Origin of the sequence: Variovorax sp. UC74_104 (assembly GCF_044055375.1) — a bacterium.
In the GTDB taxonomy this organism is placed as follows: domain Bacteria; phylum Pseudomonadota; class Gammaproteobacteria; order Burkholderiales; family Burkholderiaceae_C; genus Variovorax.
In genome coordinates, this window is record NZ_CP171978.1 from 2,145,567 (window position 1) to 2,164,140 (window position 18,574).

Consider the following 18,574-nt stretch of genomic DNA (forward strand, 5'->3'; position numbering starts at 1 on the left):
CGGCCGGCGCAATGTCGCGAAACTGGGGGGCGCCTGTCCGTCAGGACGGGCCGAAGTCCAAAACCACAGGAGCCCGTTTCATGCTGCCCATGTTCTCAATGGAATCCGACGACGACACCAAGCCTGCGGCCACCGCCGAGCCGCGCAATTCCTACCTGGAAGAAAAGGCGTTCAAGTCGCGCACGCTGCTGATCTTCGGCGCCATCACCGATTCGGTGGCCGCCGACGTCACGCGCCGGCTCATCGCGCTGGATGCCGACAGCGCCGAAAAACCCATCGACATCCTCGTGAGCTCGCCCGGCGGGCACCTGGAGTCGGGCGATGCCATCCACGACATCGTGCGCTTCATCAGCGCGCCGGTGAACATGATCGGCACCGGCTGGGTGGGCAGCGCGGCCACCCACCTGTTCCTGGCGGCGCCGCGCGAGCGCCGCGTGTGTCTGCCCAACACCCGCTTCCTGATCCACCAGCCCAGCGGCGGCGCGGGCGGTCAGGCGACTGACATCGCCATCCAGGCGCAGGAAATCATCAAGGCCCGCCAGCGCATCGCGCACGAGATCGCGCGCGAGACTGGCAAGCCCATTGACGTGGTGCTGGCCGACATCGAGCGCGACCGCTGGCTGTCGGCGGAGGAGGCCGTGGAGTACGGGCTGGTCTCGCGCATCATCCAGCGCAAGACCGAGTTGCACGGCTGACCGGAGCGGGATCGAATCAGGCCTTGGGCTTGTAGGCCACCACGTCGATCTCGACCCGCGCGTCGATCATCAGCCGGGCCTCGGTTGTCGAGCGCGCCGGCTTGTTTTCACCGAAATAGCTCATGTAGATGCGATTGAAGGCACCGAAATCGCGCGCGTCCTGCAGCCAGCAGGTGCTCTTGCACACGTCGTCGAAGGTGGCGCCTGCCAGGGCGAGCACGGACTTGATGTTCTCCATCACCTGGCGCGTCTGCGCCTCGATGCCGCCCACCACGATCTCGCCGTCCTTGTTCACGGGCACCTGGCCCGAGACGTAGATGAAGTCGCCGGCGCGCACGGCCGGGGAGAAGGGGCGGACCTGGCGGTCGGAGGCAAGGGGAGGGGCGCCGAGGTATTCGAGGGGCATGGGTACTCCTTGTGTGATGAAAGGAAAAGAGAAACGCAAGAGCGGAAACGAGCCGCGAGTATCCCTCTGATTTGAAAATCTATTTCAAAAATCAGGCCAAACGAGGGTTAACACGGATGATTTGGCATGGATACTGCTTCAAAGTCCGGGCCAGAGAGAAAATTTCTTTCACAAATCAGTCCGCCCCATGAAGGAGTCCCCCATGCCCCACGTCGGTCTTGTCCAGCGCCTGCCCCTGATGTCGAAGCGCAGCCTGCTGGGCGCCTCCCTGCTCGCGATGCTGTGCGCCGCGCTGCCCCACCAGAGCGCCCACGCGCAGGGCCCGCGCAACTTCGCCACGCTGGCGATGGTGGCGGAGCCGCAGACGCTCGACCCGATGGCCTCCACCGCCGACCTGGTCGGAACCATCATGCAGCACGTGTACGAGACGCTCTACACCTTCGACGCCAAGTGGAACGTGGTGCCGATGCTGGCCGAGGGCATGCCGAAGATCTCGGCCGACGGCAAGACCTACGCCATCACCCTGCGCAAGGGCGTGATGCTGCACAGCGGGCGCGAGCTCACGGCCGACGACGTGGTGGCCAGCCTGCAGCGCTGGATGGACCAGTCGCCGCGCGGCAAGGCCGTGGGCAAGGCAATCGACAGCCTCAAGGCCAAGGGCCCGCTGGCGGTGGAGATCGTGCTGAAGGAACCCTACGCGCCGCTGCTCTCGCAGCTCGCGCTGCCCAGCGGCATGGCCGCCATCATGGCCAAGGACTCCATCGCCTCGCCGCTGAAGGATTTCGTGGGCACCGGCCCCTACAAGTTCAAGGAGCGCCGCCCCGATCAGTTCGTGCTGCTCACCCGCTTCGACAAGTACAGCGCGCGCAAGGAAGCCGCCAGCGGCTACGGCGGCAAGCGCGAGGCGGTAATTGAAGAACTGCGCTTCGTGCCCGTGCCCAACGCCAGCACCCGCGTCGAGGGTGCGCTGGCCGGCCAGTACGACTTTGCCGACCTGCTGCCGGTGGAAGCGCTGCCGCGCCTGGAGAAATCGGGCGGCAAGACGGTGCCGATCATGACGCCCTCGTTCGGCTTCCCGTACCTCGTGCTCAACACCAAGGAAGGCGTGGCCGCCAGCCAGCCGGTGCGCCAGGCGATCCAGACCGCGCTGGGCGAGGGCGAGATGCTCGCCGCCGGCTTCGGCGACACGCGCTTCTTCACGGCAGAGCCCAACCACTTCCCGAAGGGCTCGCCGTTCTACTCGGCCGCGGGCGCCGACCAGTACAACCAGCGCAACGCCGCCAAGGCCAAGGAAGCCGCCGCCAAGGCCGGCTACAAGGGCGAGCCGATCCGCGTGCTCACCAGCCGCCAGTACGACTTCCACTACAACATGGCGCTGCTGATGGCCGAGCAGCTCAAGCGCGCCGGCTTCAAGGTCGACCTCAACGTGGTCGACTGGGCCACGCTGGTGCAGCGCCGCAACGACGCCAAGCTGTGGGACATCTACGTCACCCATTCGGGCCAGTTCCCCGAGCCCATGCTCTCGCCGCCGCAACTCGGCGATGGCGCGCCCGGGTGGTGGGAAACGCCTGCCAAGAAGTCGGCGCTGCAGGCCTTCAACGTCGAGAGCGACCCTGCCAAGCGCGGCGCGCTGTGGGGCAAGGTGCAGCAGGTGGTGTACGACGAGGTGCCGTACATCAACGTCGGCAAGTTCAACGGCCTCTCGGCCAAGAGCCCGGCGCTGGACAACTACCAGCCCGCGACCTGGCCGTTCTTCTGGAACGCGAAGATCAAGTAAGAAGGCGGAAGACACAGCCATGCCGTCGCGTCGCCAACTCCTGCAAGCCAGTGCACTGGTCTCCGGCCTCGGGGCCCTCGGCCTCGAATCCTCCCTTGCCTTCGCCGCCCGGGCTGCCGCCCAGGGCCCGGTCTACGCCTACGTCGGCACCTACAGCGACGGCGGCAAGCCGTGGCGCGGCGGCCGGGGGCAGGGCGTGCACCAGTTCGTGCTCGACAGCGCCACCGGTGCGCTCAAGCCGATTCCGGGCGCACCGGCAGCGGTGGCGAGCACGGGCGAGGGCGCGAAGCTGCGCAACCCCGCTTCGCTCGCGCGCCACCCGAAGCTGCCGATGCTCTATGCGGCCAACGAGTTCGAGGCCGGCTCGGTCTCGGCCTTCCGTATCGGCGCCGACGGCGCACTGAGCTTCGTCTCCGAGACGCCCTGTGGCGGCAAGGACCCGGCCTACATCAGCGTGCACCCCGACGGCCGCTTTCTCTTCACCGCCAACTACGCGAGCGGTGACGTCAGCGTGCTCGCGCTGCGCGCCGACGGCACGCCCGACCCGGCCGTCGCAGCCGTCGTCTACAAGGACGCGGAAGCCTGCGGCGCCGGCACGCCCTGCAAGCCCGGCGCCGACGTGGTGCCGCAGGCCGCGCGCTCGCATGAAGGCTTCGCCACCAGCGACCACGACGGCCCGCACGCGCACATGGTGCATGCCGACCCCAAGGGCAACTTCGTGCTGGTGGCCGACCTGGGGCTCGACCGCGTCATCTCCTACCGCTTCGACCGCATCAGCGGCGTGCTGAGCCAGCCCAGCACCGTGGCCGTGTCCGAAAGCTCCGGCGCGCGCCACTTCGTGTTCCACCCGAACGGCAAGTGGCTCTACCTGGTGAACGAGGAGGCCTCGACCATCGCCTTCATGCGCTATGACGACACCACCGGCGTGCTCACGCTGGTGAGCGAGACCTCGGCGCTGCCCAAGGGCTTCAAGGGCACCAGCTACGCATCGGGCATCCGCATGCTGCCCGACGGCCAGCACTTCGTGTCGCTCAACCGCCTGCACGACTCGATCTCGATTTTCAAGGTCGACCCTCGCACCGGCGCGCCCACGCTGGTGCGCGAGGAATGGTCGCGCGGCAACTACCCGCGCAGCTGCACGCTCGACCCGAGCGGCAGGTTCCTCTACGTGTGCCACAACAAGCAGGGCGACAACGTGACCGTCTTCCGCGTCAAGGGTGGCGACATCCAGTTCACCGGCCAGTACGTTGCGGTCGGTTCCGCCGCCGCCCTCGAGTTCTCCGCGTGATGAAGAAATCGCTGTTCCGCTACATCGCCTCCCGCGCCGCGGGCATGCTGGTCGTGCTCGCCATCGTGGCGGTGCTGGTCTTCGTGCTCACGCGCGCCGCATCGGGCGACCCGGTCTCGGTGCTGCTGGGCGACCAGGCGACCGCGGCCGACATCGCCCGCGTGCAGAAGGAATACGGCCTCGACAAGCCGCTGCCCGTGCAGTTCGGCTACTGGCTGCGCGAGGTGCTGCAGGGCAACCTCGGCCAGTCGATCTTCCTGCAGCGCCCGGTGACGCAGGCGCTGTGGGAGCGCTCCGAACCCACCACGCTGCTCGCGCTGATGGCGGTGGCCATCGCGGCGCTGATCGGCGTGCCATGCGGCATCGTCTCGGCCGTGTTCCGGGGGCGCGTGGTCGACCAGCTCTTCACCGGCATCGCGATGCTGGGCGCGAGCATTCCGAGCTTCTGGCTGGGCATCGTGCTGATACAGATCTTCGCCGTTTCGTTCGGCTGGTTCCCGGTGTCGGGTTATGGCGCGCCCGATGCGCCGTTCGCGGAACGGTTGCATTCGCTGGTGCTGCCGGCCACCGTGCTGGGCCTGCTGAACTCGGCGCTCATCATCCGCTTCACGCGCGCCTCGATGCTCGACGTGCTGGGCGAGGACTATGTGCGCACGGCGCGCTCCAAGGGCCTGAGCGAAAGCACCGTGGTGCTCAAGCACGCGCTGCGCAATGCGCTGGTGCCCATCGTCACGGTGATCGGCCTCACGGTGGCGCTGATGATCGGCGGCGCCGTCATCACCGAGACCGTCTTCGGCCTGCCGGGCGTGGGCAATCTCGTGGTCAGCGCCGTGCTGCGGCGCGACTACCCGGTGATCCAGGGCGCGCTGCTCGTCATCGCCGCGATCTACGTGCTCATCAATTTCTCCATCGACCTGCTGTACGCGGTGGTCGACCCGCGCGTGAAGGTCTGAGAAAAATGCAGATGCCCCGAATGCTCCGCCAGCTGATGCACAGACGCATCGTGATGGTGTCCGCGCTGGTGCTGCTGGTAATCGCGGTGCTCGCGATCGGCGCGCCGCTGTTCGCTTCCATCGACCCCAACGACACGGCAGTGCTCGAACGCCTGAAGGCGCCGAGCGCCGAGCACCTGCTCGGCACCGACGAGCTCGGCCGCGACCTGTATTCGCGCATCGTGCACGGCGCGCGCTACTCGCTGGCCATTGCCGCGCTCACCGCGCTGGGCGCCGTGATCGCCGGCACCGTGCTGGGCCTGATGGCCGGCTTCTTCCGCCGGCTCGATGCACCGCTGATGCGCGTGGTCGACGCGATGATGTCCTTTCCCGACATCCTGCTGGCCATCGCGCTGGTGGCGATCCTCGGGCCATCGCTCGTGAACACCGTACTGGCGCTGGTGCTTGTCTACACGCCGCGTGTGGCGCGGGTGGTGCGGGCCTCGACGCTGGTGGTGCGCGAACTGCTCTTCGTGGAAGCCGTTCGCGCGCTGGGCGTGCGCACCTCGCGCATCCTGTGGCGGCACATCCTGCCGAACCTGATGTCGCCGATCCTGGTGCAGGTGTCGTTCATCTTCGCCTACGCCATCCTGGCCGAGGCGGGGCTGTCGTTCCTCGGCGTGGGCGTGCCGCCCGAGATCCCGACCTGGGGCACCATGGTCGCGGGCAGCCAGCAGTACGCGCACCAGGCCTTCTGGGTGGTGCTGTTCCCGGGGCTCGCGATCATCTTCACCGCGCTGTCGCTGCAGCTGCTGGGCGACGGCGTGCGCGACCTGCTCGACCCCAAGCTCAAGAAAGGCGCATGAAAGCACTCCCCCAGGCTTGCCCACTGCGTGTGGGCGCCGACCCCCTCGCCGGGGGCGATACCTGCAGCCCGGCAAAGCCGGTTCTGCGGTATCCCGCGCGAAAGGCATATCCGAGATGAACACTGCTTCCAATTCCCCGCGCCTCACGGTCAGCAACCTGAGCACCAGCTTCCCCACCGAGGACGGCCTCGTGCGCTCGGTCGCCGACGTGAGCTTCTCGATCCAGCCCGGCAAGACGACCGCGCTGGTCGGCGAGTCGGGCTCCGGCAAGTCGGTCACCAGCCTCACGCTGATGCGCCTGCTGCCCAAGACCGCCAACGCGCAGGTCAGCGGCAGCGCCTCATTCGTGACGCGCGAGGGCAAGAAGCTCGATCTGCTGGGCATCGGCGAGCGCGAGATGCGTTCGCTGCGCGGCAACCAGCTGTCGATGATCTTCCAGGAGCCGATGACCAGCCTGAACCCGGTGTTCACCATCGGCGAGCAGATCGCGGAAAGCGTGCGCCTGCACAAGGGGCTCGACCGCAAGGCGGCGCTGGCGCATGCGCAGCGCATGCTGGAGCTGGTGGAGATCCCTGCGGCCGCGCAGCGCATCCACGAATACCCGCACCAGCTCTCGGGCGGCATGCGCCAGCGCGCGATGATCGCCCTGGCGATGGCCTGCGATCCGACGCTGCTGATCGCTGACGAGCCCACCACCGCGCTCGACGTGACCATCCAGGCGCAGATCCTCGAACTCATGCGCCGGCTGCAGGCAGAAACGGGCATGAGCATCCTGTTCATCACCCACAACCTCGGCGTGGTGGCGCACCATGCCGACGACGTGGTCGTGATGTATTCGGGCCGCGTGGTCGAGAGCGCGCCGGTGCGGCCGCTGTTCGCGCAGCCGGAGCATCCGTACACGCAGGGGCTCCTGGCCTGCCTGCCGGGCAAGGCGCGCGAGCCCGGGCAGCCGAAGCCCAAGCGCCTGTTCGCCATTCGCGGCCAGGTGTCGAGCCCGCTGGCGCCGCCGCCGGGCTGTGCGTTCGAGCCGCGCTGCGATCTGGCGTTGGCCGAATGCAGTGCGGGGATGCCGCCGTTGCTGGACATCCGGCAGGGGCGGCAGGCGCGATGTGTTCGTGTGCAGCCTGAACAACCGCTCGCGAGGGCCGCATGACGAACGCGCTGTTCCTGTCTTGCTCCCTCTCCCGCTTGCGGGAGAGGGCTGGGGTGAGGGTGACCCCCGTGGCCCTCGCACGCACCCTCATCCCCCGCCTTCTCCCGCGAGCGGGAGAAGGGGCCAATACCGAATACCCACGATGACCACCGCACCTCCCCTCATCGAAGTCCGCGCCCTCAAGAAATACTTCGGCAGCAGCGACCGCCCGGTGCGCGCGGTGGACGACGTGTCCTTCGCGATCCAGCCCGGCGAGACGCTGGGCCTGGTCGGCGAATCGGGCTCGGGCAAGAGCACCATCGGCCGCACCGTGCTGCGCCTGCTGGAGCGCAGCGGCGGCCAGGTGCTCTATCGCGGCGACGACATCGGCGAGCTCTCTGCCGAGCGCATGCGCCGGCTGCGCAGCAAGCTGCAGATCATCTTCCAGGACCCGTACGCCAGCCTGAACCCGAAGATGCGCATCGGCGCGATCCTCGGCGAGGCACTGTCCACGCACGGCCTGCACAAGGGCGCGGCGGCGCGCGAGAAGCGCATTGCCGAGCTGCTCGAAACCGTGGGCCTGCGCGCGGAGCACGCCAACCGCTTCCCGCACGAGTTCTCGGGCGGGCAGCGACAGCGCATCGGCGTGGCGCGCGCGCTGGCCGTGGAGCCCGAGTTCATCGTGGCCGACGAGCCGTTGTCGGCGCTGGACGTGTCCATTCAATCGCAGGTCATCAACCTGCTGGCCGACCTGCGCGAGCGGCTGGGCCTGACGATGCTCTTCATCTCGCACGACCTCGACGTGGTCGAGTACCTGTGCGACCGCGTGGTGGTGCTTTACCTCGGCAAGGTGATGGAAGTCGCCACCACCGAGGAGCTGTTCGCGCGCCCCTCGCATCCCTACACCCGCGCACTGCTGGCCGCGAGCCCGAAGCCCGACCCGGAGATGGCGACCGAGCGCATCGCGCTGAAGGGCGACATTCCCAGCCCCATCTCGCCGCCTTCGGGCTGCGTGTTCCGCACGCGCTGCCCGCACGCCACGCAAGCCTGTGCGCAGACGGTGCCACCGCTCGAAGAGATTTCGGCGGGACACTACAGCGCCTGCATCAGAACCAGAGAACTCTCATCCAACATCGCTGCATGACTTCCATGACCGCCGCCACCGACTTCACCGACCCGCTGCTGGGCAGCAACTTCAAGGGCTACCCGCGCACCGCCGCGCCGCGCCGCCGCAGCGAGATCGGCGCCGCCGGCTGGAACGTGCTGGCCGGCGACCTGCCGCTGCCGCTGGCCGTGCTCAAGCGCGAGGCGCTGGAGCACAACCTGGCGTGGATGCAGTCGCGCGTGCGCGAGTGGGGCATCGACCTCGCGCCGCACGGCAAGACCACCATGTCGCCGCAGCTCTTCCAGCGCCAGCTCGACGCCGGCGCCTGGGGCCTGACCTTCGCCACCGTCACGCAGCTGGCGGTGGGCGTGGCGGCCGGCGCGCGCCGCACGCTCATCGCCAACCAGGTGGTGAGCGACGAGGACCTGGCCGGCATCCAGCTGCTGCTGAGCGAGCATGCCGACCTGCGCATCGTGTTCCTGGTCGATTCGCTGGCCCAGCTCGCGCTCATCGAAGACTGGTCGAAGCGCCACCCGTCGAGCGTGCCCTTCGAGGTGATGATCGAGATCGGCGTGGACGGTGCGCGCACCGGCTGCCGCACGCATGAAGAAGCCGTGGCGCTGGCCACGCGGCTGCGAGCGAGCGAGGCGGTGCGGCTCGTGGGCATCGAGTGCTACGAAGGGCAGGGTGCCACCGGGCAGAGCGAGCCCGACACAGCCTATGCCAAGGCGCTGATGGACCGCGTGGAAGCCGTGGCCCGCCACTGCGACGAGAACAAACTCTTCGAGACCGACGAGGTGCTGGTCTCGGCCGGCGGATCGGCCATCTTCGACCTCGTGGCCGGGCGCCTGAAGCCCGCGCTGGGCGCACCGGTGCGCGGCCTTCTGCGCTCGGGTTGCTACGTGACGCACGACCACGGCTTCTACAAGCGCATGGTGAGCGCGGTGGACGAGCGCCTGGGCTGCAACTGCGGGGAGAGCCTGGTGCCGGCGATGGAAGTCTGGGCCACCGTGCAGTCGCGTCCGGAGCCGGGCCTGGCGATCCTGGCGGTGGGCAAGCGCGACATCTCCTTCGACCTCTCGCTGCCCGTGCCCATCGCACGCGCGGCGCGCGGCGCGCTGCAGCCGCAGGGCGTGCCCGCCGGCTGGAAGATCACCGCGCTGAACGACCAGCACGCCTACCTGCGCTGGGAAGCGAACGAGGAAGCCGAGGCGCCGAAGGTCGGCGACCGCGTGGGCCTGGGCATCTCGCACCCCTGCACCACCTTCGACAAGTGGCACTGGATGCCGGTCGTCGAGCAGGACTACCGCGTGAGCGACGCGGTGGCCATGCACTTCTGACCGAGCGGCTCCTGAACGCATACCGATGACCCCCTCACTGCTCCAGAAGATCGCGGACATCCGCAGCGACGCTCCGGCGACGCGGCGCGCGATTCTCGACCTGATCCTCGAAGACCCCGACCGCGTGCTCGAAGAAAGCTTCGAGCAGCTGGCCGAGCGCTCGCGCAGCTCGGTGCCCACCATCATGCGCACCTGCCGCGACCTGGGCTTTGCCGGCCTGCGCGAATTCAAGCTCGCGCTCGCGCAGGAACTCGCGCTGGGCGGCTCGCCGCTGCACCGCCGCGTGAACATCGAGGACGCGGCCGACGAAGTGGTCGGCAAGATCGCGCGCAGCGCGGCGGCCTCGGTCTCGGGCGTGCGCGGCCAGCTCGACATGCAGGTGCTCGACGGCGCCGTGGCCGCCATCGCGGCCGCGCCGCACGTCGACCTGTACGGCGCGGGCGCCACCTCGTGGTTCATGGCCAACGACCTGCAGGCGCGGCTCTTCCGCCTGGGCCTGTCGGCCAACGCATGGGCCGACTACCACCTGCAGCAGGTGGCCGGCGCGGCGCAGCGGCCGGGCGGCGTGGTCATCGCCATCTCGCACGTGGGCGGCATGCCCTCGCTGCTCGACGCGGTGGACATCGCGCGCGGGCAGGGCGCCAAGGTGGTCGCGCTCACGCGGCCCGGCACGGCGCTCGCGGCCAAGGCCGACTTTCTTCTCGGGCTCTCGGTGCCCGACGACGCGGTGATGCACGTGGGCATCGACGCCTACCTCACGCACCTCACGGTCATCGAGATCCTCACCGTGCTGGTGGCCCAGCGCCGTGGCGAGCCCGCGGTGCAGCGCCTGCAGCGTGCGCGCGAGGCCTTCCAGCGCCACGGCATCGACGCCACTACGCATCCGCTGCAGAGCTGGGACGGCGGCGGCGTGAACGACGGAGGGAGCGCATCGTGAGCGAGAGCAACAAGAAGGCCGTGCTGCTCGAGGCGGGCCTGGTGGTCGACGGCTCGGGCGGCCCCTCGTGGCCGGGCGACGTGCTGCTGCAGGGCGACCGCATCGTCGCGCTCGGCGAAGGCCTGCGCGGGCGGCTGCCCGAGGGCCTGGCGCTGGCCGACGTCGAAGTGGTCGACTGCCGCGCGAAGGTGATCGCCCCCGGCTTCATCGACGCGCACACGCACGACGACGCCATCGTGCTGCGCGACCCGCTGTGCCTGCCGAAGGTGTCGCAGGGCATCACCACGGTGGTGACGGGCAACTGCGGCATCTCGCTCGCGCCATACCGCACGCCGCAGTCGCTGCCGCCGCTCACGCTGCTGGGCGCCGATTCGTTCAGGCACGCGACCATGGCCGAGTACCGCGCCGCCGTCGATGCGACGCAGCCCGCGCTCAACGTGGCCGCGCTGGTCGGCCACACCACGCTGCGCTTCGCCGCCATGCAGGCGCTGGACCGCCCGGCCAATGCCGACGAGCTGGCGCGCATGGAAGCGCTGCTCGACGGCTGCATGGCCGACGGGGCGCACGGCATGTCGTCGGGCCTGTTCTATGAAGAAGCCTTCGCGGCGCCCGCGGAGGAAGTGACCGCGCTGGCGCGCGTGGTCAGCCGCCACGGCGGCGTCTACGCCACGCACCTGCGCAGCGAGATGCAGCAGATCATCGAGGCGCTGCACGAGGCCGGCGACTGCGCCTTCGAGGCCGGCGTGCCGCTGGTCATCTCGCATCACAAGTGCGCGGGCCCCGCCAACTGGGGCCGCACGAAGGAGACGCTGCCGCTGATCGAATCGCTCGCGCAGCGCCAGAAGATCGCGATGGACGTGTACCCCTACGTGGCCGGCTCCACCGTGCTTCGCGAGGACCTGGTGGACGGCGTGATCGACGTGCTGCTGACCTGGTCAGACCCGCATCCGGAGATGACGGGGCGGCTCGTTTCCGATATCGCGCGCGAATGGGGTGTGAGCGAGCAGGAGGCCTGCCTGCGGCTGAAGCCCGGCGGCGCCTGCTACTTCCAAATGCAGGAGGAGGACGTGGAGCGCGTCATCTCCCACCCGCTCACCATGATCGGCAGCGACGGCCTGCCGCACGACCGCCATCCGCATCCGCGCCTGTGGGGTGCCTTCCCGCGCGTATTCGCGCGCTACTGGCGCCAGCGACGGCTGTTCACGCTGGAGCAGGCGGTGCACAAGATGACCGGCATGACCGCGCGCAACCTGCGCATCGCCGATCGGGGCCTGCTGCGCGCCGGCACCATGGCCGACGTGGTGGTCTTCGACCCCGAGACCATCGCCGACACCGCCACCTACGACAAGCCGCACGGCGTGAGCCTGGGCGTGGAGCGCGTGTTCGTGAACGGCGTGCTGGCCTATCGCGGCGGCGAGGCCGAGGCCCGGGTGCTCGCGCGCGCGGGGCGGATGCTCACGCGCGGGAGCGCGAGCTAGCGTCCGCTTACATCGCGATGTTTCGGGGGGCGCAGGCGCCTCGCGGCCGGCCACTTCGGGCCCTGTGCGGCCCCGGAGCCATCGGGCGGTTCCCTGGATCCGGGCCCTGGAGCTGCTGCTCCGGCAGTGCCATGGTGCACCGCAATATCTGTGTAGCTATAACCTCAAGACCTCTAAAGTTCTAACATTCCGGGCAAAAATCAGTCAAACTGCGCACTTACCAGCCGTCGAATTCCTACTGGAGCAAAGATGGACAAGGACGCCGAAGGCCTTGGCGCCGACTTCGAGTTGTGGCAACAGCTCACTGACGACTACGAAGCAGCACTGGGCGCGCTCGCCCGGGGCGAGCCCGGCGCGCGAGAGCGGGTGCTCCGGCTGTCGCTGGCGTTGCGGCAACTGCATCCGGATCTTTCCCCTGTCGGCGACAACGGCTGACGCAGCGTCGGGAAGGCGTTTTGCCGGCGGCAGCGCTCAGGCCGGGCCCGAATCCCCGGACTCCTCTTCCTCCCCTTCTTCCTCAGCCTGCGCCTGGAACATGCGCGCGAAGTCGCAGCATTCCTGCGCCAGCATCACGATCGACGAGGTGAGCGCGCTGCGGTGCTCGCCCTTGTGCATCGCCACATAGCGGACCACCGGCAGGGCCGGCGCCACTTCGATCACCGCGAGCATGCCCGCCGCCACCAGCGGCTGCAGGCACTCGCGCGGCAGGTAGCTCACGCCCAGGCCCGACACCGTCAGCCCGGTCAGCGCCACCAGGTTGCTCACCACGATCACGTCGGCGGGCTGCACGCCCTGTTCCTTCATCCATGCGTCGTAGGCGCGGCCGGTGCCGGAGTTGTTGCCCTGCACCAGCATGCGGTGGCGCGCCAGCTCGTGCAGCCGCATGGCGCCGCCGTTGGGTTGCGGCACCACGCCGGGCTTGCACATCCACGCGCTCCTCACCTGGCCGATGACCTTGTGAGGCAGGCGCGAGTCGGCGAAGGTCTCGGGCACGATGACCAGGTCGAGTTCGTCGGCCAGCAGCTTGTCGCGCAGCTGCAGGCTGTCGTCCACGTCGGGCTCGAGGATCACCTTGGGGTAGTGCTGCCGGATCAGCCCGACCAGCCGCGGCAGCCAGGTCATTGCCGTCAGCTCGGTCACGCCGAGGCGGATGCGCCGCTCCACGACGCCCGGCTTGCCGAACTGCTCGATGGCCGCGTCGCGCTGCTCCAGCAGCTTGCGGGCGAGCACGAACATTTCCTCGCCCTTCTCGGTGAGGCGGGCGGTGCGCTGGCTGCGGTCGAAGAGCTCGGTGTCGAAGAGCTGCTCCAGCTCGTGCACCCGCTTGGAGATGGCCGACTGCGAGGTGTGCAGCTGGTTGGCCGCCTGCGCGAAGCCGCCCAGGCGGGCGATCCAGTACAGGGCTTCGAGCTGTTTGAAGGTCATCACGGGAAGCTGGCTCCAGAGCAGAAAGAACGCTTTTTCTCATGCGATTCGATCACAAAAAATCGCTTTTGGAAATTGATGGCCAGGCCGAAGATTCGCCGGAACCACCTCACCGACTCTTCAAGGAAACCGCCATGGACTTCAAGAAACTGCCCCTCGCGCTCGGACTCGCCATCGCCTTCACCTGCGGCGCCGCCAGCGCCCAGGACGGCGGCACGCTGCAGAAGATCAAGGACAGCGGCACGATCCAGATCGGCGCGCGCGACAGCCAGATCCCGTTCTCATACAAGCTCAGCGCCGACAGCGCTCCCATCGGCTTCACCACCGACATCTGTCTGAAGATCGTCGACGCCGTGAAGGCCAAGCTGGGCCTTGCCAAGATCGACGTGCGCTACACGATGCTCAACTCGACCAACCGCATCCCACTGCTGCAGAACGGCACCGTCGACCTCGATTGCGCGACCACCACCAACACCACGCAGCGCCAGCAGCAGGTCGACTTCGCGCCCAGCCACTTCGTGACCAACATCACCGCCGCGGTGAAGAAGGCCTCGGGCATCAATGCGCTGGCCGACCTCAACGGCAAGAACGTGGCCACCGTCTCGGGCAGCACCTCCATCCAGCTGCTGCGCGGCGCACGCAAGAGCGGCACCATCGAGGTCAACGAGATCGCGGGCAAGGACACCTCCGACGGCTTCCTGCTGCTATCCACGGGCCGCGCCGACGCCTACGTGCTCGACGACGTGCAGCTCGCCGGCATGATCGCCAGCTCCACCAATCCGGGCGACTACAAGATCCTGAAGGAATCGCTGCGCCAGGAGCCCTACGGGATCATGCTGCGCAAGGACGACCCGCAGTTCAAGGCGCTGGTGGACGAGACCGTCACGGGCCTGATGAAGTCGGGCGCCATCGACCAGCTCTACACCAAGTGGTTCCTCTCGCCGATCCCGCCGAAGAACGCGAACCTCAACTTCCCGATGACGGACGCGGTGCGCGAGATCTACAAGAACCCGAACAACAAGGGCGTCTGAGCGATGGATTCCAAGCTGTCATCGAGCCATCCGAACGGCCTGGCCTTTTCCGACGCGCTCATGCGCGAGGTGAAGAGCTGCTTCCTGCAGGTCGACCACGACCACCACGGCCGCGAGCGCCTGTACTTCGACAATGCCGGCGGCTCCTTCCGCCTGAAGGCCGCGGCCGAGCGATTCGCGCAGGTCGATGCCATTCCCGACAACACCGAGCGCATCCACGCCACGGCCGTCGAGCTGCAGCAGATCCAGGCCAGGGGCTGCGCCGACCTGCGCACCATCCTCAATGCCAGCGGCGGCAGCGTGTACGCCTCGCTCACCGCCTCGGGCGCGATGTTCGACATGGTGCGCGCGGTGGCCGAGAACGTGCCGGGCACGAACATGGTCACCACCGTGCTCGAGCACCCCTCTGCCTTCGATGCGATGAGCCTCTACGCCCAGCGCCTGGGCCGCGAGCTGCGCGTGGCGAAGAGCAACCCCGTCACCGGCGGCGTGGACGTCGACGAGATCGTGCGGCTGGTCGACAAGGACACCTGCCTGCTCAACGTGATCCATGCGTCGAACATCTCGGGCGCCAAGCTCGACATGGAAGCCATCGTGCGCCGCGCGCGCGAGATCAAGCCCGACCTCTACATCCTGGTCGACGCCGTGCAGCACGCGCCGCACGGCCTCATCGACTTGCAGAAGACGCCGGTGGACGGCATCAACCTCGCGCCCTACAAGTTCTTCGGCTGCAGGGGCTCGGGGCTGTCGTGGATGTCCGACCGCGCGGCCGTGCTGCCGCACCACAAGCTCGCGGGCAAGAAGCCCGACTACTGGGACCTGGGCAGCGCCTCGCCGTGGCAGTTCGCGGTGCTCACCGAGATCGTCGACTACGTGTGCTGGCTGGGCTCGCACTTCAGCGATGCCACCGACCGGCGTGAGCTCTTCGTTGCGGGCATCACGCACATCGAGCTGCACGAGCGCGCGCTGCTGGCGGCGCTGCTCGACGGCACCGCGAACGCCACGGGCATGCGCAAGATGGAAGGCGTCAATGTCTTCCTCGACTACCAAGACCTGAGCAAGCGCGACCTGATCCTGGGCATCGGCTTCGACCGTATCGACTGCACGCAGGCGGTGGTCGAGTACGCGAAGCGCGGCGTGACGGTCTACGAGCGTGTGGCGAGCAGCATCTACTCGAAGCGCATGCTCGAGTCCTTCGGGCTCACGGGCACCGTGCGGGTGTCGCCGCTGCATTGCCATTCGATGGCGGACATCGAGAAGTTCCTGCGGATCACACGAGAGATCGCCCGGAACGAGCAGTGAGGGGCACCGCATCGTCCACGCTCCACGGCGCGTACACCTCGGCGTGCAGGTCGGGTGAATTCACCTTGGCCAGCAGGTCTCGCACGTCGTCCTTCACGCGCGCCAGCGAGAGGCGCAGGCCCCGCACGCGCACGTAGGCCGCGAAGTCGCACAGCGCTTCGATGCTGGTCGCGTCGAGGTCGGGCGACTCCTCCAGGCTCAGCACCATGCGCTGCAGGCCCTGCGTGGCGTCGATGCGCGCGCGGATGGATGCGAACACCGCGTCCGCGTTGCCGAAGAAAAGCGGCACCTCGGGCCGCGCGATCAGCACGCCCGGGGGCGCCACCGCCTCCGGGTGGCGCGCGATGTCGACGAAGTCGTGGCTCTGGCCCAGCCTCCCGAGCCAGCTGACCGTGGTGCGCGTGAAGCCGCGCAACAGCAGCAGAATGCTCACGCCGATAGCCGCCAGCAGCCCGTTGAGCACGCCCAGCACCAGCACCGCGGCCACCGCCACCAGCGTCACCAGTCGGTCGCGCCGCCACTGAAAGTAAGGCCGCAGCGCGGCCGGGTTCAGCGTGTGGCTCACCGCGTGGATCACGATGGCCGCCAGCAGCGGCTCCGGTGTGTGCGCGATCCACGGCAGCAGCGTGAGCACCGCCACCAGCACCACCAGCCCCGCCACGATGCCGGCCGCGCGGCTCCTGGCACCCGCAGACTCGTTGGCCGACGTGGCCGAGTAGCCCGCGCCCACCGGCATGCCCTGGAACAGCGCCGACAGCAGGTTCGCGCCGCCCAGCGCGAGCAGGTCGCGGTTGGCCGACACGTTGTCGCCGCGGCGCATGGCGAAGGTGCGGATGGATCCGTACGACTCGGCATAGAGGATCAGCGCCATCGCGAAGGCCAGCCCGCCGAGGTTCTGCCACTGCGCGCGATCGAACTGCGGCACGGCCGGATGCGAGAAGTCGAGCGAGATCGGCCCCACCGCTGCCACGCCCCATGCATGGCAGAAGCCCTGCACGTCGAGCACGATGCCCGCCACGATCACCAGCAGCGCCGCCGGCACCGCGCGCCAGCGTGCGAGTCCGCGCAGCATCACCAGCGCCGCCAGCGCCATGGCCGCGCCCGCGATGTTCCAGTGCCGCCATTCGGCCGCGAGCCCGGCGAGGAGCCTGAAGAAATCGCTGTGTGCCGGATGTACGTCGAGCACCTTGGGCAACTGCTTGACCACGATGGTGAGCGCCAGCCCCAGCGCGAAGCCGCGCAGCACGGGTTTGGCGATCAGGCTCGACACCGCGCCCAGCCGGGCGACGCCCGCGATCACGAAGAAGACGCCCGCCAGCAGCACGATGCCCATGCCCATCGCAAGCCGCGTGGCGGCGTCCACGCCCGTCACCGACGTGGTGGCCGCGAACAGCACCGCGGCGGAAGAGGAGGTGGCGGAAACGATTGCGAAGCGGCTGCTGCCGAAAAGGCCGTAGACCAGCAGCCCCGCGAAGAGCGCGATCACGCCCGCTTGCGGCGGCAGCCCCGCGATGCCCGAATAGGCCACCGCCTCCGGAAGCAGCAGTCCCGCGATGGAAATACCCGCCACCATGTCGGCGAAGCCGGGGCGGCGGGCGTTGGCTGTCGGTGTCGGCGAAGGTTCGGCGGCCATGGGCAGGCAAGTGTGCTGTTGTCGTCCCATGCTGGCAACGGCTGGCGGACCGGAAGCTGACTCACCGAACGGGCATACTCGCGCGCGCCCTAAAAACCATATTTCTCTACAACAAGGATCCCATGTCAGGACACGGCTTTCACGTGCACGGCCCGCACGATCACGAACTCGAACACGCTGCATCGGGTGGCCACGGCGACGGCCATCACGCTGCCCCGGCAGCGGAGCACTCCGGCGGCATGAGCATGACGAGCAAGATCGCCATGTGCACGGCCGTCATCGCCACCTTCGGCGCCATCTTCTCGTACATGGGCGGCGCCACGCAGGCCAACGCGGGCATCTACAAGAACAACGCCGCCATCAAGAAGACCGAAGCCTCCAACCAGTGGAATTACTTCCAGTCGAAGAGCACCAAGCAGGCCCTCGCCGAGTTCGCCCGCGACACCGCGACCGACGACGCACGCAAGCAGGGCTGGCAGGCCAAGGTGGCGCGCTACGAGCAGGAGAAGACCGACATCCAGACGGAGGCGAAGAAGCTGGAGGCGGAAGCGAGCAAGTGGGATGCGCAGTCGGATGAGCAGATGCACCAGCATCATCGGTGGGCGCAGGCTACTACTGTGTTGCAAGTGTCGATTGCGCTGGCTGCCATTGCGCTCCTGACGAAGAACAAGTGGCTCGAGCGGGCGATGTTCGGGGTGGCTGTGGCGGGGTTGGCTGTGGGTGGGCTTGCGGCGTTGCACGTCTAGGCAGCACCGCGACGCTCGCTCAGCGGACCTTCGTCCTCTGCATGCTCGCTGCCATCCTTGTTGTGGCATGGCAGTGAGCGGCAGCGACGGTGAAGAGACGGGCTTATCGCGTACCTCCTTCGCTCAAGGCAGCACGCAACGACTGAAGTGCAGAGTCAGCCGACTCGATCCGCCGCTTCAACTCCTCATTGACCACCCGAACCAGCGCTCCGAGTTCGGTGCGAGTCGGATGAATCTCTTCCGTATCGTTCACGTTCTGTGAAACGATGAGCTTCTCCAGGCCTGCATACGCACGCTGCAGTTCGTGCAGGTTGTCGATGTCATCGGATGCCTGCAACGCAAGCGATTCAACGCCGGCGGCTTCGGGTGATTCGGAGATTGAAGAGACGTGCGCGGATGCGCGAGAGGGTGCAGCCATGAAAGGCCTCCAAGTGATTGCGGTTGCTGAAACCGCCGCACCCAACGCCAATTGAGGGCGGCA

General features: G+C 68.1%; 18 protein-coding genes. 14 read left to right on the forward strand and 4 right to left on the reverse strand.

Annotation, left to right across the window (positions count from 1 at the left end):
• The first annotated feature begins 80 nt into the window (after positions 1–80).
• On the forward strand, positions 81–695 hold the full coding sequence (locus ACHMXA_RS09965; RefSeq protein WP_395320503.1) for an ATP-dependent Clp protease proteolytic subunit: 615 nt from the start codon (positions 81–83) through the stop codon (positions 693–695).
• A 16-nt stretch (positions 696–711) separates the two neighbouring features.
• Here the strand turns inward: ACHMXA_RS09965 and ACHMXA_RS09970 are convergent, their stop codons facing one another.
• The gene (locus ACHMXA_RS09970) at positions 712–1,101 is read right to left on the reverse strand and encodes a RidA family protein (protein ID WP_395320505.1); all 390 of its coding nucleotides are present in this window, start codon (positions 1,099–1,101) and stop codon (positions 712–714) included.
• 202 nt (positions 1,102–1,303) lie between these two features.
• On the opposite strand from ACHMXA_RS09970, the gene ACHMXA_RS09975 reads away from it, so the two are divergent.
• The 10 genes from ACHMXA_RS09975 (at position 1,304) to ACHMXA_RS10020 (ending at position 12,391) form a co-directional block, all read left to right on the forward strand.
• Complete coding sequence (locus tag ACHMXA_RS09975) at positions 1,304–2,878, forward strand: ABC transporter substrate-binding protein (RefSeq protein WP_395320507.1); 1,575 nt, start codon at positions 1,304–1,306, stop codon at positions 2,876–2,878.
• 19 nt (positions 2,879–2,897) lie between these two features.
• The gene (locus tag ACHMXA_RS09980; RefSeq protein WP_395320509.1) at positions 2,898–4,166 is read left to right on the forward strand and encodes a lactonase family protein; all 1,269 of its coding nucleotides are present in this window, start codon (positions 2,898–2,900) and stop codon (positions 4,164–4,166) included.
• Between the two features lie 11 nt (positions 4,167–4,177).
• The gene (locus tag ACHMXA_RS09985; RefSeq protein ID WP_305144337.1) at positions 4,178–5,119 is read left to right on the forward strand and encodes an ABC transporter permease; all 942 of its coding nucleotides are present in this window, start codon (positions 4,178–4,180) and stop codon (positions 5,117–5,119) included.
• A gap of 5 nt (positions 5,120–5,124) precedes the next feature.
• Complete coding sequence (locus ACHMXA_RS09990; protein WP_093196271.1) at positions 5,125–5,964, forward strand: ABC transporter permease; 840 nt, start codon at positions 5,125–5,127, stop codon at positions 5,962–5,964.
• 115 nt (positions 5,965–6,079) lie between these two features.
• Positions 6,080–7,117 carry an ABC transporter ATP-binding protein gene (locus ACHMXA_RS09995; RefSeq protein WP_395320512.1) on the forward strand — a complete coding sequence of 346 codons (1,038 nt, stop codon included), beginning with the start codon at positions 6,080–6,082 and terminating at the stop codon, positions 7,115–7,117.
• Between the two features lie 142 nt (positions 7,118–7,259).
• Positions 7,260–8,240 carry an ABC transporter ATP-binding protein gene (locus tag ACHMXA_RS10000; protein WP_395320514.1) on the forward strand — a complete coding sequence of 327 codons (981 nt, stop codon included), beginning with the start codon at positions 7,260–7,262 and terminating at the stop codon, positions 8,238–8,240.
• Positions 8,241–8,245: 5 nt separating this feature from the next.
• Positions 8,246–9,541 (forward strand): amino acid deaminase, encoded by a 1,296-nt coding sequence (locus ACHMXA_RS10005; protein ID WP_395321279.1) that lies wholly within the window; start codon positions 8,246–8,248, stop codon positions 9,539–9,541.
• A gap of 25 nt (positions 9,542–9,566) precedes the next feature.
• The gene (locus ACHMXA_RS10010) at positions 9,567–10,478 is read left to right on the forward strand and encodes a MurR/RpiR family transcriptional regulator (protein ID WP_176667998.1); all 912 of its coding nucleotides are present in this window, start codon (positions 9,567–9,569) and stop codon (positions 10,476–10,478) included.
• The gene (locus ACHMXA_RS10015; protein ID WP_395320516.1) at positions 10,475–11,956 is read left to right on the forward strand and encodes an amidohydrolase family protein; all 1,482 of its coding nucleotides are present in this window, start codon (positions 10,475–10,477) and stop codon (positions 11,954–11,956) included. The genes ACHMXA_RS10010 and ACHMXA_RS10015 overlap by 4 nt, the downstream gene beginning before the upstream one ends.
• 249 nt (positions 11,957–12,205) lie before the next feature.
• Entirely contained in the window at positions 12,206–12,391 is a 186-nt protein-coding gene (locus ACHMXA_RS10020; RefSeq protein WP_176668000.1) for a hypothetical protein, read from the forward strand.
• Between the two features lie 36 nt (positions 12,392–12,427).
• Here ACHMXA_RS10020 and ACHMXA_RS10025 read toward each other — a convergent pair whose 3' ends face one another.
• Positions 12,428–13,381, reverse strand: coding sequence for a LysR family transcriptional regulator (locus ACHMXA_RS10025; protein ID WP_395320519.1), 954 nt, complete (start codon positions 13,379–13,381; stop codon positions 12,428–12,430).
• A gap of 134 nt (positions 13,382–13,515) precedes the next feature.
• Between ACHMXA_RS10025 and ACHMXA_RS10030 the strand changes: the two genes are divergently transcribed.
• Both ACHMXA_RS10030 and ACHMXA_RS10035 read left to right on the forward strand, forming a co-directional pair.
• Entirely contained in the window at positions 13,516–14,412 is an 897-nt protein-coding gene (locus ACHMXA_RS10030) for a transporter substrate-binding domain-containing protein (RefSeq protein ID WP_395320521.1), read from the forward strand.
• Between the two features lie 3 nt (positions 14,413–14,415).
• On the forward strand, positions 14,416–15,714 hold the full coding sequence (locus tag ACHMXA_RS10035; RefSeq protein ID WP_395320523.1) for an aminotransferase class V-fold PLP-dependent enzyme: 1,299 nt from the start codon (positions 14,416–14,418) through the stop codon (positions 15,712–15,714).
• On the opposite strand, the gene ACHMXA_RS10040 is transcribed toward ACHMXA_RS10035, so the two are convergent.
• Positions 15,683–17,347: a SulP family inorganic anion transporter gene (locus ACHMXA_RS10040; protein WP_395320525.1), complete on the reverse strand. Its 1,665-nt coding sequence runs from the start codon at positions 17,345–17,347 to the stop codon at positions 15,683–15,685. The two genes, ACHMXA_RS10035 and ACHMXA_RS10040, sit on opposite strands and share 32 nt — an antisense overlap.
• Positions 17,348–17,469: 122 nt before the next feature.
• Here ACHMXA_RS10040 and ACHMXA_RS10045 point away from each other — a divergent pair, with 122 nt between their 5' ends.
• The gene (locus ACHMXA_RS10045) at positions 17,470–18,093 is read left to right on the forward strand and encodes a DUF4337 domain-containing protein (RefSeq protein ID WP_395320527.1); all 624 of its coding nucleotides are present in this window, start codon (positions 17,470–17,472) and stop codon (positions 18,091–18,093) included.
• Positions 18,094–18,196: 103 nt separating this feature from the next.
• Here ACHMXA_RS10045 and ACHMXA_RS10050 read toward each other — a convergent pair whose 3' ends face one another.
• A complete protein-coding gene (locus ACHMXA_RS10050) occupies positions 18,197–18,511 on the reverse strand; it encodes a hypothetical protein (RefSeq protein WP_395320529.1) in 315 nt (104 codons plus the stop codon).
• Between the last annotated feature and the right edge of the window lie 63 nt (positions 18,512–18,574).